This is a genomic window from Streptomyces sp. 6N223, assembly GCF_052246635.1.
In the GTDB taxonomy this organism is placed as follows: Bacteria; Actinomycetota; Actinomycetes; order Streptomycetales; family Streptomycetaceae; genus Streptomyces.
Genome location: NZ_JBQQCA010000053.1, coordinates 42,586 through 54,839, shown reverse-complemented (window position 1 = coordinate 54,839; position 12,254 = coordinate 42,586). Strand labels below are relative to the sequence as shown.

The 12,254-nt window shown below is 73.5% G+C and carries 14 protein-coding genes; 3 read left to right on the top strand and 11 right to left on the bottom strand.

The features are described 5' to 3' along the window. The 6 genes from proC to ACTWQH_RS26290 form a co-directional block, all read right to left on the bottom strand. Positions 1-787 (bottom strand): pyrroline-5-carboxylate reductase (proC, locus tag ACTWQH_RS26315; protein ID WP_443289236.1); only part of this gene is annotated, 787 nt, incomplete at its 3' end. A gap of 130 nt (positions 788-917) precedes the next feature. Continuing rightward, complete coding sequence (locus ACTWQH_RS26310) at positions 918-1,709, bottom strand: class I SAM-dependent methyltransferase (protein WP_443289235.1); 792 nt, start codon at positions 1,707-1,709, stop codon at positions 918-920. A gap of 5 nt (positions 1,710-1,714) precedes the next feature. After that, on the bottom strand, positions 1,715-1,906 hold the full coding sequence (locus ACTWQH_RS26305) for a hypothetical protein (protein WP_443289234.1): 192 nt from the start codon (positions 1,904-1,906) through the stop codon (positions 1,715-1,717). 10 nt (positions 1,907-1,916) lie between these two features. Then, a complete protein-coding gene (locus ACTWQH_RS26300) occupies positions 1,917-2,204 on the bottom strand; it encodes a hypothetical protein (protein WP_443289233.1) in 288 nt (95 codons plus the stop codon). Then, a complete protein-coding gene (locus tag ACTWQH_RS26295; RefSeq protein ID WP_443289232.1) occupies positions 2,201-2,515 on the bottom strand; it encodes an ArsR/SmtB family transcription factor in 315 nt (104 codons plus the stop codon). Before ACTWQH_RS26295 ends, ACTWQH_RS26300 begins: the two co-directional genes overlap by 4 nt. 142 nt (positions 2,516-2,657) lie before the next feature. Next, entirely contained in the window at positions 2,658-3,155 is a 498-nt protein-coding gene (locus ACTWQH_RS26290; protein ID WP_443289231.1) for a hypothetical protein, read from the bottom strand. A 79-nt stretch (positions 3,156-3,234) separates the two neighbouring features. On the opposite strand from ACTWQH_RS26290, the gene ACTWQH_RS26285 reads away from it, so the two are divergent. After that, positions 3,235-5,394 (top strand): protein kinase domain-containing protein, encoded by a 2,160-nt coding sequence (locus ACTWQH_RS26285; RefSeq protein ID WP_443289230.1) that lies wholly within the window; start codon positions 3,235-3,237, stop codon positions 5,392-5,394. A gap of 24 nt (positions 5,395-5,418) precedes the next feature. Here the strand turns inward: ACTWQH_RS26285 and ACTWQH_RS26280 are convergent, their stop codons facing one another. The 3 genes from ACTWQH_RS26280 to ACTWQH_RS26270 form a co-directional block, all read right to left on the bottom strand. Beyond that, positions 5,419-5,787 carry a hypothetical protein gene (locus ACTWQH_RS26280; RefSeq protein WP_443289229.1) on the bottom strand — a complete coding sequence of 123 codons (369 nt, stop codon included), beginning with the start codon at positions 5,785-5,787 and terminating at the stop codon, positions 5,419-5,421. An 84-nt stretch (positions 5,788-5,871) separates the two neighbouring features. Beyond that, on the bottom strand, positions 5,872-7,716 hold the full coding sequence (gene ilvD, locus ACTWQH_RS26275; protein ID WP_443289228.1) for a dihydroxy-acid dehydratase: 1,845 nt from the start codon (positions 7,714-7,716) through the stop codon (positions 5,872-5,874). 119 nt (positions 7,717-7,835) lie between these two features. Next, positions 7,836-8,645 carry a hypothetical protein gene (locus ACTWQH_RS26270; protein ID WP_443289239.1) on the bottom strand — a complete coding sequence of 270 codons (810 nt, stop codon included), beginning with the start codon at positions 8,643-8,645 and terminating at the stop codon, positions 7,836-7,838. Between the two features lie 126 nt (positions 8,646-8,771). On the opposite strand from ACTWQH_RS26270, the gene ACTWQH_RS26265 reads away from it, so the two are divergent. Then, complete coding sequence (locus ACTWQH_RS26265) at positions 8,772-9,710, top strand: Ppx/GppA phosphatase family protein (RefSeq protein WP_443289227.1); 939 nt, start codon at positions 8,772-8,774, stop codon at positions 9,708-9,710. 58 nt (positions 9,711-9,768) lie between these two features. Here ACTWQH_RS26265 and ACTWQH_RS26260 read toward each other — a convergent pair whose 3' ends face one another. Together ACTWQH_RS26260 and ACTWQH_RS26255 are read right to left on the bottom strand one after the other, a co-directional pair. After that, entirely contained in the window at positions 9,769-10,506 is a 738-nt protein-coding gene (locus ACTWQH_RS26260) for an ABC transporter permease (protein WP_443289226.1), read from the bottom strand. Between the two features lie 5 nt (positions 10,507-10,511). After that, positions 10,512-11,282, bottom strand: a complete 771-nt coding sequence (locus ACTWQH_RS26255) for an ABC transporter ATP-binding protein (protein WP_443289225.1) — start codon at positions 11,280-11,282, stop codon at positions 10,512-10,514. A gap of 73 nt (positions 11,283-11,355) precedes the next feature. On the opposite strand from ACTWQH_RS26255, the gene ACTWQH_RS26250 reads away from it, so the two are divergent. Continuing rightward, on the top strand, positions 11,356-12,225 hold the full coding sequence (locus tag ACTWQH_RS26250) for a sugar phosphate isomerase/epimerase family protein (RefSeq protein ID WP_443289224.1): 870 nt from the start codon (positions 11,356-11,358) through the stop codon (positions 12,223-12,225). The last annotated feature ends 29 nt before the right edge of the window (positions 12,226-12,254 follow it).

Here is a 12,254-nt window from a genome sequence, read left to right as displayed (position 1 = left end):
GGTCGCGGGCCGCCTCCAGCGCGGCGATGAACGCCGCGCGCACCTTGTGGTCCTCCAGCTCGCGGATCGCGCTGATCGTCGTCCCCCCGGGCGAGGTGACGGCTTCCCGCAGGGTCACGGGGTGCTCGCCGCTGTCCCGCAGCATCACCGCCGCGCCGACCGCCGCCTGCACGATCAGGTCGTGGGCCTTGTCGCGCGGCAGCCCCAGCAGGATCCCGGCGTCCGTCATCGCCTCGACGAGGTAGTAGAAGTACGCCGGGCCCGAGCCCGACAGCGCGGTGGCGGCGTCCTGCTGGTACTCCGGCAGCCGCAGCGTCTTCCCCACCCCGTCGAAGATCTCCTCGGCGTGGACCAGGTGCTCCTCGGTGGCGTGCTTGCCCGCCGAGATGACGGACATGCCCTCGTCGACCAGCGCGGGCGTGTTGGGCATGACGCGGACCGTGGGAACGCCGGGCGTGAGGCGGGACTCGACCGTGGCGGTCGTGATGCCGGCGGCGCAGGAGATCACGAGCCGGTCGGCGGGCGTGTGCGGGGCCAGCTCGTCCAGCAGCGCGGCCATGTCGCGCGGCTTGACGGCGAGGATGAGCGTGGCGGCGACCTTGGCGGCCTCGGCGTTGCTGACCGACTCGATGCCGTAGCGCTCGCGCAGCTCGGCCGCGCGCTCCGCGCGGCGCGTGGTGGCCAGCAGGTCCTCGGGGCGGCGTCCGGCGCGCAGCATCCCGCCGAGCAGCGCCTCGCCGATCTTCCCGGCGCCGAGGACGGCGATCTTCTGGGTGGTGGGCGTCATGGGAGCGGCTCACTTGTCGTGAGGTGACGGATGGACGTATGCCCTCATCCTCGCACCGGGCAGGCGCCGGCCGCGCGGGCGTCCACTACGCGGTCGTCCGCTTGCGGATGGCCTCTTCGTCCGCGTCCGTTCAGTCCCGCGTCCGGGGGACGACCGTCAGGCGCACCACGTACGCCTCCTCCACCTCCCCGGCCGGGAACAGGGCGGCCAGCCGCTCCGCCTCGGCTTCCACGAGGGCGCGGGAGCGCTCCGGCGGCAGCACGGCGAGGGTGGAGTGGGTCGCGAGGTGGGTGAGGTGGGTGGCGAGCGGGATGGTGCGGCTCCAGCGCACCTCGCGGTGGGAGGCGGCGAGGCCGAGCCCGAGCTCGCCGATCATGGCGGGGGCGCGCTCGGGGATGTTGAAGCGGCGGCGTTCGGGGTTGATGGCCGTGAAGCGCTCCTCCTGTTCGCGGAGCCACGGCACGCGCGGGTCGGGGACGTTCCACCACAGCGCCAGCGCCCCGCCGGGCCGCAGCACGCGCAGCGCCTCCGGCACGGAGTGGCGCGGCTCGGTCCAGTGCCACGCCTGGGCGTAGGTGACGAGGTCGAAACGGCCGGCGGCGAACGGCAGGGCGTCGCCGTTGGCGCGCACCAGCGGCACGCCGGGCAGGCCCGCGCGGAGCTGGGCGGCCATGCCGGGGCCGGGCTCGGCGGCGGTGACGTGGGCGCCGCGCTCGCGCAGCAGGCGGGTGGCGATGCCGGTGCCGGCGCCGACGTCCAGCGACCGCGCCCCGGCCAGCGGCAGCCCAGCCAGCTCCTCGATCGCGTCGAAGAGGGCCGGCGGGTAGCCGGGGCGTGCGGCGGCGTACTCGGCGGCGACGGCGTTGAAGGACGAGGCGAAGGAGGTGGAGGAGATGGACGAGTAGAGATCGGCATCGGACATGACGATCAGCCTTCCCGATCCGGCTCCTTCGAGTCCATGGGCTCCCTCACGCTGCGCGGGTGCTCCAGCGGGAAGCCGTCGTTGGCGTACTCGCCGCGCGGTCGCGGCAGTAAGGGGCGGGACGGGCGGGAGGGCCGGGAGGGGCGGTGCGGGAGGGTGGGTCGCAGGCGGCGGACGAGCCTGCCCAGGCTGGGCATGGAGGGTCTCCTATTCCACTTCGCGCATCATGCGTTCGATCGAGGTGACGGCCTTGCGGGTGTCGGCCAGCTCGTCGGTGTAGCGGCGAAGGATCTCCGTGTTGTCCTCCAGCAGTTCGGCGTACTTGAAGGCGAGCTTCTTGTACTCCTCCTCCCGCGCGGCCAGCATGCGGGCGCGCCAGGTCGCCGCTGTCTGCCAGACGATGACGATCAGCAGCGCGAAGAAACCGGCGACGCCGAATCCCGCTCCCACGACGCCGGCCCAGTCGTCCCCGGCCAGAGTGGTGTGGTGGTTCACGTGGCGTCCTCTCTCTGCCCGCTGAGCGTCCTGGCGGCGTCGGCGATGGTGCGCGGGGTCAGTTCGTACAGGAAGGGCGTCACCTCGTAGAACTTCATGGCCTTTCCGTCCTCGGACAGCTCCAGCGTGCCGACGACGAGTCCCGCCGCCTCCAGGCGTTGCAGGTGCATGTGGAGGAGCGGACGGCTCATGCCGATCTCGCGGGCGAGTCTGCTGACGTAGTTCCGTTCGGCGGCGAGCGCGGCGATGATCCGCATCCGGTGCGGGTTGCCGAGCGCGGCCAGGACCTTCAGCAGCTGATCGCCCTGCAAACGGTTCCCCTTCCGTCCTGGTCAGTTGAAGCGTGGCAGCGCGGCAGCTGACCTGTCAATCAAACCTGACACATGTCCGGGACGAGTCAGGGACGAGTCAGGGACGACCCTGACCGCGACCCTGACCGACCCCTCTGACGCGCTACTGACGCCGCTTCCCGGCACGCCGCCGGGCCGGGTTGCCGGAACGCCGGGACAGGGAGCGGCGGTGGCGTTCCAGCGCCTCCTCGTGGTCCGCGCGCCGCAGCCCCTCCCCCGGCGCCTCGACAGCGGTGCGCAGCGCGTACGCCAGCAGCACGCCGACGAAACCCGCCGCCTTGATGCTGCGGAACGCCGACTCCTGCGCCGCGTCGCGGGGCCCGGGGCGGGTGTAGCCCTTCCAGGTGTGGGTGAACGCCATGACGGAGGCCAGGGCGAGGCCCAGGACGACCAGCGCCCGGAGCCAGCCGGCGCCCACGCCGGCGAAGAGCAGCACCAGCAGCGTCGCCCCGGCGGCGGCGAGCAGCAGCGCGCCGAGGCCGAGTCCGGCGCGGCGCAGCGCGTATCCGCGCGAGTGGTCGACCCAGCACGTGCCGTAGAAGCGGATGGCGTCGGGTATCGGTTCGGGTTCCCGTTCCGGTTCGTGAGGTGATCGCGGCATGTCGGCAATTATCGCCGCGGGTACGCTGTGCTCCGGCGATCGGGCATAACGGCGAAGGCGTTATATCGGGGGATGGCTCATGACGGATGATCGTCTATCGGTTGGCGGCGGCATCGGCGCCGGCGCCGGGGTGCCGGACCGGCTGGGGGACTACGTGCTCGAACGCCGCCTGGGCGCGGGTGGGATGGGCGTGGTGTACCTGTCCAGGACGGTGGCGGGGCGGCAGCTCGCGGTGAAGGTGATCCGCCGCGAGTACACCGAGGATCCCGCCTTCCGCGACCGCTTCCGGCGCGAGGTGGCGGCGGCGCGGCGCGTGAGCGGGGCGTTCACCGCGCCGGTGGTGGACGCCGACCCCGAGGGCGACCCACCGTGGCTGGCCACGCTGTACGTGCCGGGCGGCTCGCTCACGGACCGGATCGAGCGCGACGGGCCGATGGACGCCCGCGAGGCGGCGCGGGTGGGGGCGCAGCTCGCCGAGGCGTTGCAGGACATCCACCGCTGCGGGCTGGTGCACCGGGACCTCAAGCCCGGGAACGTGCTGCTGGCCGAGGACGGCGTGCGGCTGATCGACTTCGGGATCTCGCGGGCGCTGGCGGCCTCGCGGCGGCTGACGGAGAGCGGGGTGGTGCTGGGGTCGCCGCCGTTCATGGCGCCGGAGCAGCTCACCGGGTCGGGAGAGGTGACCGAGGCGGCGGACGTCTTCGCGCTGGGCGCGGTGGTGGCGTTCGCGGCGACCGGGCACAGCCCGTTCGAGGCGGGCGGGCTGCCGGGCGGCGACCCGCTGGCGGTGGCGTACCGGGTGGTGCACGAGGAGCCGGACCTGAGCGACGTGCCGGACTCGCTGCGGGACCTGGTGTCGCTGTGCCTGGCGAAGGACCCGGAGCGGCGGCCGGAGGTGGCGGCGGTGCTGCGGATGGCGGCGTGGGCGGACTCGCCGCAGGCGCAGGAGGTGCGGGGGTGCCCCACGTCGCCTCCGCCGGCCTGGCAGGGCGCGGTACGCCGGGCGGCGGCACCCCCGGATCCCGAGACGCGGCCCGAGGTCCTGCGGCGGGGACGGCGGGGGCGGTTCGCGTCCGTGGCGGTCGCGGTGGCGCTGGCGGTCGCGGTGGCGGGCGTGGGCGTGTGGCTGGGCGTTTCCCCCGAGGAGGACCTGGAGAAGGCGAGCGGGGATGGGGATGCGCCGGCGTTCCGGCCGTGGGAGCTGGACCTGCGGGACCTCGGCGTGCGCGACGCACCGACCGAGGGCTTCGGGTGCGCGCGGCCGGCGCTGCTGTGCACGGCGGGCAGCGGCATGACCGTGCTGCTCGACCCGGCGCGCGGCGGGGAGCTGTGGGCGCACAACGGCCCGCGCGACGCGGTCGGCGGCCCGGGCGCGCTCGCGGCGGACGGCAAGGTCTTCGCCCACTCCGACAAGGGCGTCGTGGCGCTCGACGCGGCGACGGGCGAGGAGCTGTGGGAGATCGACGCGCCCGAGCTGATGGGCGCGATGCACCGGGTGGGCGGCGCGCTGGCGCTCCAGAACGGCGACAGCACGCTGCGCTTCTACGAGCTGGGCGGGCCGGAGCCGGCCGGCAGCTGGGAGGTCCCGGGCCGCTACATCACGCAGACGACCGGCGACGGGGCGCGGCTGCTGGCGGAGAGCCGCGAGGGCGACACCGGCGCCGACCCGGAGCTGATGCTGCTGGACGCCGAGGGCCGGGAGATGTGGCCAACGGCCCTCGCCCCGCCGCCCGAGGCGCTCGGCTTGCTGGAGATGGTCGGCATGGACGGCCAGGCGGCGTACTTCCAGGAGATGGACACGGATCTGCCGGTGATCACGTCGGTGCTGCGGCTCGATCTGGCGGAGGGCACGTGGACCCGCACCGAGCTGCCGCACACGGCCGACCCGCGGTCGGTGGTGGCCGGGGGCGTGGTGTACGCCACGGACACCGGCGGGCGGGTCACGGCCGTGGACGCGGCGAGGGGGGAGGTGCTGTTCAGCGAGGTCGTCGAGGCGCGCCATGCCTCCGAGCCGACGGTGGTGGACGGCGTCGTGTACCTGTCCGACGCCGACGGCCGGCTGTACGGCGTCGACGGCCGCGACGGCTCGGTGCTGTGGAAGGGCGACGCGCACCCGGGAACGCCGGGGCCGGGCAGCGACGCCTGGGCCCCGGCGCCGTTGATCGTGGACGGCAGGGCGTTCGTGACGACGCTGGGCAACACCCTGTACGCGGCCGACCTGCCTCCGTCCCTCGGCTAGGCCCTGTCCGGGCGGCCGGTTCGGCTAGCCGAGCTGGGCCTTGACGTGGTCGATGGTCTTGTCGAACTCCTTCGTCGGCGAGAAGTCCATGAACTCCGTGTCCTCAAGGGCCTCCGGCGCGTGCCCCGGCTCCCAGTAGAACGCGTCGCCGGGCTCGTAGGTCTCGCTGCCGTGCGGGGTGCGCAGCAGCACCCTGCCCTTGTTGATCACGCCCCAGTGCTGGCTCTGGCACATGTCGTCCGGCAGGCCCTTCAGCGGCGGGGCCATGTCCGTCCCCTTGGGCAGCCGGATGTACGCGACGCTCATGTCGCCGCCGATCTCCGCCCTGCGCAGCTCGACGCCCTCCTCGGTGCTGAACGCGACGGGCGCGTCCGCACGCTTGATCGCGGTCATCGCCACTCCTCCATTTCATTTCGCCCTTTTTGTCCAGTCTCGCGCTGCGAGACCGGAGGGCGAAACCCGAGGGCGGCGGGGCCCTCAGCCGCCGAGGAGGCGCTCGTCGCGGACCGCGCCCTTGTCCGCGCTGGTCGCCATCGCCGCGTAGGCGCGCAGCGCCCGCGACACCGGCCGGTCGCGGTCCGCCGGGGCGTAACGCCCGTCCAGCTCCGCGCGCCGCGCCGCCAGCTCCGCCTCGCCGACCCTCAGCTCGATGCTGCGCCCCGGGATGTCGATGCGGATCGGGTCCCCGTCCCGTACCAGCGCGATCGTGCCCCCGGCCGCCGCCTCCGGCGAGACGTGCCCGATCGACAGGCCCGAGGTGCCGCCCGAGAAGCGCCCGTCCGTGACCAGCGCGCACTTGGCGCCCAGCCCGCGGCCCTTCAGGAACGCGGTGGGGTACAGCATCTCCTGCATCCCCGGCCCGCCCTTGGGCCCCTCGTACCGGACGACGACCACGTCGCCCTCCTTGACGCGCTTGGCGAGGATCGCCTCCACCGCCTGCTCCTGGGACTCCACCACCACGGCCGGGCCCTCGAAGGTCCAGATCGACTCGTCGACCCCGGCGGTCTTCACCACGCAGCCGTCCTCGGCGAGGTTGCCGTAGAGCACCGCGAGCCCGCCGTCCGGGCTGTAGGCGTGCGCCACGTCGCGGACGCAGCCGCCGGCGGCGTCGGTGTCCAGGGACTCCCACCGCTCGGACTGGGAGAACGCGGTGGCGGAGCGGACGCAGCCGGGCGCGGCGTGGAACAGCTCGACCGCCTCCGCCGAGGGCGAGCCGCCCCGGATGTCCCAGGTCTTCAGCCAGTCGGCGAGCGAGGGGCTGTGGATGGAGTGCACGTCCTCGTTCAGCAGCCCGGCCCGGTACAGCTCGCCGAGGATCGCGGGGATGCCCCCGGCCCGGTGCACGTCCTCCATGTGGTACGCGCTGGAGGGGGCGACCTTCGACACGCACGGCACGCGGCGCGAGACGGCGTCGATGTCGGACAACCCGAAGTCGAGACCGGCCTCGTGGGAGGCTGCCAGCAGGTGCAGCACGGTGTTGGTGGAGCCGCCCATGCCGACGTCCAGCGCCATGGCGTTCTCGAACGCCGCGCGCGAGGCGATCGCGCGCGGCAGCACCGTGGCGTCGTCCTGCTCGTAGTGGCGGCGGGTGATCTCGACGACCGTGCGGCCCGCCTCCTCGTACAGGGCGCGGCGGGCGGTGTGGGTGGCGAGGACCGAGCCGTTGCCCGGGAGGGCCAGGCCCATCGCCTCGACCAGGCAGTTCATGGAGTTGGCGGTGAACATCCCGGAGCAGGAGCCGCAGGTGGGACAGGCGGCCTCCTCGATGCGCAGCAGGTCCTCTTCGCTGGTGGTCTCGGAGACCGCCTCGGACATGGCGTGGACCAGGTCGAGGTTGCTGCGGACCGTGCCGTCGACCAGGGTGGTCTTGCCCGCCTCCATGGGGCCGCCGGAGACGAAGACGGTGGGGATGTTGAGGCGGAGGGCCGCCATCAGCATGCCGGGCGTGATCTTGTCGCAGTTGGAGATGCAGATGAGGGCGTCGGCGCAGTGCGCCTCCACCATGTACTCCACGGAGTCGGCGATCAGGTCCCGGGAGGGGAGGGAGTAGAGCATCCCGCCGTGGCCCATGGCGATGCCGTCGTCCACGGCGATGGTGTTGAACTCGCGCGGGATGCCGCCGGCGGCGGCGATCGCCTCGGAGACGATCCGGCCGACGGGCTGGAGGTGGGTGTGGCCGGGCACGAACTCGGTGAAGCTGTTGGCCACGGCGATGATCGGCTTGCCGAAGTCCTCACGCGCTACGCCAGCGGCGCGGAGGAGGGCGCGGGCGCCCGCCATGTTGCGGCCGTGGGTGACGGTGCGGGACCTCAGCGTCGCCATGGTTCTCACCTCTCTGCGGGGATGCGTCAGCACGAGGCTACGCCTCTCGCCCGCGTTCCGGGACGGGGATATCGCGATCCGAGACACGGGCGGGGCGGGGGCGGGGGTGGTGGGCGGCCTCAGCCCCGGGGCGGCCGGTCCGCCGGGTGCGGGGCCAGCAGGGGCAGCTCCGACGCCAGGCGGCGTTCGCAGAACTCCGCCAGCACGTCGTAGCCCTCCTTGCCCATGAGCTGGGTGAGCTCGGGCCGGTAGGTCACGTACAGCGGCTCCCCCGCGCCGTGCGCCGACGGCGCGCCCGTGCACCACCAGTGCAGGTCGTGGCCGCCCGGGCCCCAGCCGCGCCGGTCGTACTCGCCGATCGACACGTACAGCACCTGCTCGCCGTCCGGCCGCTCCACCCACTCGTAGGTGCGCCGGATCGGCAGCTGCCAGCACACGTCGGGCTTGGTCTCCAGCGGCTCGCGCCCCTCGCGCAGCGCCAGCGTGTGCAGCGCGCAGCCCGCGCCGCCCGGGAAGCCCGTGCGGTTGAGGAAGATGCACGCCCCCTCCACGCGGCGCGTACGCCGCTCCGGCCCGCCGTCCTCCTCCTCCGGGTCCTCCGGTCCCTCCACGTCCTCTTCCGCGTCTTCTTCCTCGTCCTCTTCTTCGACCCAGCCCCGCTCGCCGTGCCCCTCGGCGTGGAACTGCCACGTCTCCGGCGTGAGGCGGGCGACGTGCCCCGCCACCCGGCGTTCGTCGTCCTCGTCGGCGAAGTGCGCCCCGAGCGTGCAGCAGCCGTCGTCGCCGCGGCCCGCGGTGATGCCCTGGCAGCCGCGGCCGAAGACGCAGTGCCAGCGCGAGGTGAGCCAGGTGAGGTCGCAGCGGAAGACCTGTTCCTCGTCGGCCGGGTCCGGGAACTCCACCCACGCACGCGGGTGGTCGAGCGCCATCTCGTCGCCGACGGCCCGCCGCCGCGCGCCGTCGAACGACAAAACGTCGACACTTGCGCCCGGCTTCTCCCTCTTCGCGTTCTTCGCCACACCGCAAGGGTAGGGCTCGGAGTAGCGTGGAACCTCATGAGGCTGGGAGTTCTGGACGTCGGATCGAATACGGTCCATCTGCTGGTCGTCGACGCGCACCCCGGGGCGCGGCCACTGCCGGCGTATTCACACAAGGCGGAGCTGAAGCTCGCCGAGCTGCTGGACAGCAGCGGCGCGATCGACGACGACGGCGTCGAACGGCTGGTGGCCACCGTCCGCGAAGGGCTGGAGGTGGCCGAGGACCAGGGCGTGGCGGACCTGCTGCCGTTCGCCACCTCGGCGGTGCGGGAGGCGAGCAACGCCGACTCCGTGCTGGCCCGGGTCGACCGGGAGACCGGGGTCAGGCTGGCGGTGCTGACCGGCGAGGAGGAGGCGCGGCTGACCTTCCTGGCGGCGCGGCGGTGGCTGGGGTGGTCGGCGGGGCGGCTGCTGATGTTCGACATCGGGGGCGGCTCGCTGGAGATCGCCTACGGTCTTGACGAGGCGCCGGACGCGGCGGTGTCGCTGCCGCTGGGCGCGGGGCGGCTGACGGCGGCCCGCCTGCCGGGCGACCCGCCCTCACCGGCCGACGTGCGGGCGCTGCGGCGCAGCGTGCGGAGCGAAGTGGCGGGCGTGGTGGGCGACTTCACGCGGTTCGGGGCGCCGGACCGGGTGGTGGCCACCTCCAAGACGTTCAAGCAGCTCGCGAGGATCGCGGGGGCCGCGCGCTCGGCGGACGGGCTGTACGTGCGGCGCGATCTCAGCCGCGACGACCTGCGGGTCTGGAGCCAGAAGCTGGCGGAGATGCCCGAGCGGGAACGCCAGGAGCTGCCGGGCGTCTCCGAGGGCCGGGCACGCCAGCTCCTGGCGGGCGCGGTCGTCGCCGAGGCGGCGATGGACCTCTTCGACGTCGATTCCCTGGAGATCTGCCCGTGGGCGCTGCGGGAGGGCGTGATCCTCCGTCGCTTGGACAGCATGCGCAACGGGACGGGCTAGGCCCAGTCCGGGCGGCCTTGCCGGATCCGGGGTTCCGTCGGGCGGAGCCCCGGCACGGTCACGGCGTGCGGCGGCGGAGCGTCGCCGCGCCGAGGGCCAGCACGGCGACCGCCGTGACCAGCACCACCGTCGCGTCGCGCACGAAGTCCCCCGTGAGGTCGGAGCTGGCCAGCACCTCGTTCATGCCGTCCACGGCGTACGACATCGGCAGCACGTTGGAGACGTACTCCAGCACCGGCTGCATGCTCTCCCTCGGCGCGAACAGCCCGCACAGCAGGATCTGCGGGAACAGCAGCGCAGGGCTGAACTGCACCGCCTGGAACTCCGACGCCGCGAAGGCCGAGACGAAGAGCCCGAGCGCCGTGCCCAGCAGCGCGCTCAGCAGCGCCACCACCAGCAGCAGCCACGCCGACCCGGTGATGTCCAGGTCCAGGAACCACAGCGCGACCCCGGTGGCCAGGCTGGCCTGGACCACGGCGAGCAGGCCGAACGCCAGGGCGTACCCGGCGATCAGGTCGCCCTTCCCCAGCGGCATGACCAACAGCCGCTCCAGCGTGCCCGAGGTGCGCTCGCGCAGCGTGGCGATCGAGGTGACCAGGAACATCGTCACCAGCGGGAAGATCCCGAGCAGCGAGGAGCCGATGAAGTCGAAGGAGCCGCGGTCGGCGTCGTAGACGTAGTAGAGCAGCACCAGCAGGAAGACGGGCACGAGCAGCAGCAACGCCACCGTGCGGTGGTCGTGCCCGAGCTGCCGCAGCACGCGGCGGGCGGTGGCGGTCGTACGCGTCAGGCTCACGGCGTTCACACCCCCGCGTCGACGTCGACGAGGTGCAGGAAGGCGTCCTCGACGCTGCCGCCGACCAGGTGCCGCAGCGCGTCGGGCGTGTCGTCGGCAAGGATGCGGCCCTCGCGCATCAGCAGCAGGCGCTGGCAGCGGTCGGCCTCGTCCATGACGTGCGAGGAGATCAGCAGCGTGGCGCCGCGGCCGCGCGCGAGGCTGTGGAAGAGCTGCCACAGGTCGCGGCGGAGCACCGGGTCGAGGCCCACGGTCGGCTCGTCGAGCACCAGCAGCTCGGGGCGGCCGAGCAGGGCGACGGCGAGGGAGACGCGGGAGAGCTGGCCGCCGGAGAGATTGGCGGCCAGGGCGTCGGCGCGCGAGGTGAGGTCGACGTCGGCGAGGACGGCGGTCACCTGGGCGGCGCGCTCGGCGCGGGGGATGCCGAGGACGGCGGCGTAGTAGTCGAGGTTCTGCCGGGCGGTCAGGTCGCGGTAGACGGACGGGCTCTGCGTGACGTACCCGATGCGGTGGCGCAGCTCGGCGCTGCCGGCCGGGAGGCCGAGCACCTCGATCCTCCCGCTCACCCTGGCCTGGGCGCCGACGATGGCGCGCATCAGCGTCGTCTTGCCGCAGCCGGAGGGGCCGAGGAGGCCGGTGACGCTGCCGCGCTGGACCGTGAAGTCCAGCCCCTTGACGACCGCGGCGCCGCCGCGCACCACCATCAGCCCCTCCGCCCGGATGGCCGCCCCCTCGGCGGCGGTCCCGGACGGCTCGTGCTGGATTTTATTCATCATGCGATGAATACTTCTCGGCGTGGACCTCGCTGTCAACCCGGTGGACGCCCGGCTTCCCCTTAGGCTTGCTGCCGTGGCACACCAGGCACCGCAGGCACGGATCCCGGGGACGAAGGTCGCTCTGTCGACGGCCTCCGTCTATCCGGAGAACACGGAGGCGGCGTTCGAGATAGCCGGACGGCTGGGCTACGACGGGGTCGAGGTCATGGTCTGGACCGACCCGGTCAGCCAGGACACCGACGCGCTCAACCGGCTCGCCGACGGGCACGGCGTACCGGTGCTGGCCGTGCACGCCCCCTGCCTGCTGATCACCCAGCGGGTGTGGTCCACCGACCCCTGGCGCAAGCTGACGAGGGCGCGGCACGCCGCCGAGCGGCTCGGGGCCTCGACCGTGGTCGTGCACCCGCCGTTCCGCTGGCAGCGCGCCTACGCCCGCGACTTCGTCGCCGGAATAGGGCGGATGGCGCATGAGACGGACATCAGGTTCGCGGTGGAGAACATGTACCCCTGGCGCTACCGGGACCGGGAGATGCTGGCGTACGCCCCCGGCTGGGACCCCACCGAGGAGGACTACCGGCACTTCACGCTGGACGTGTCGCACGCCGCGACCTCGCGCGTGGACGCGCTGGCCATGGCGGAACGCATGGGCGACCGGCTCGGGCACGTCCACATCGCGGACGGCAGCGGCTCCGGCAAGGACGAGCACCTGGTGCCGGGGCGCGGCGGGCAGCCCTGCGCCCAGCTGCTGGAACGCCTGGCGGCCACCGGCTTCGACGGGCACGTCGTCGTCGAGGTCAACACGCGGCGCGCCGTGTCGTCGGCGGCGCGCGAGGCCGACCTCGCCGAGGCGCTGGCGTACACCCGGCGGCACCTGGCCGCGCCCGCGCCACAGCCCCGGCTGCCGCTGGCGCCGGTGTCGGCGGAGCGGGGAGAGCCGCGGTGAGCGGCACGCATGCGGCCGGCCGGCCGCGG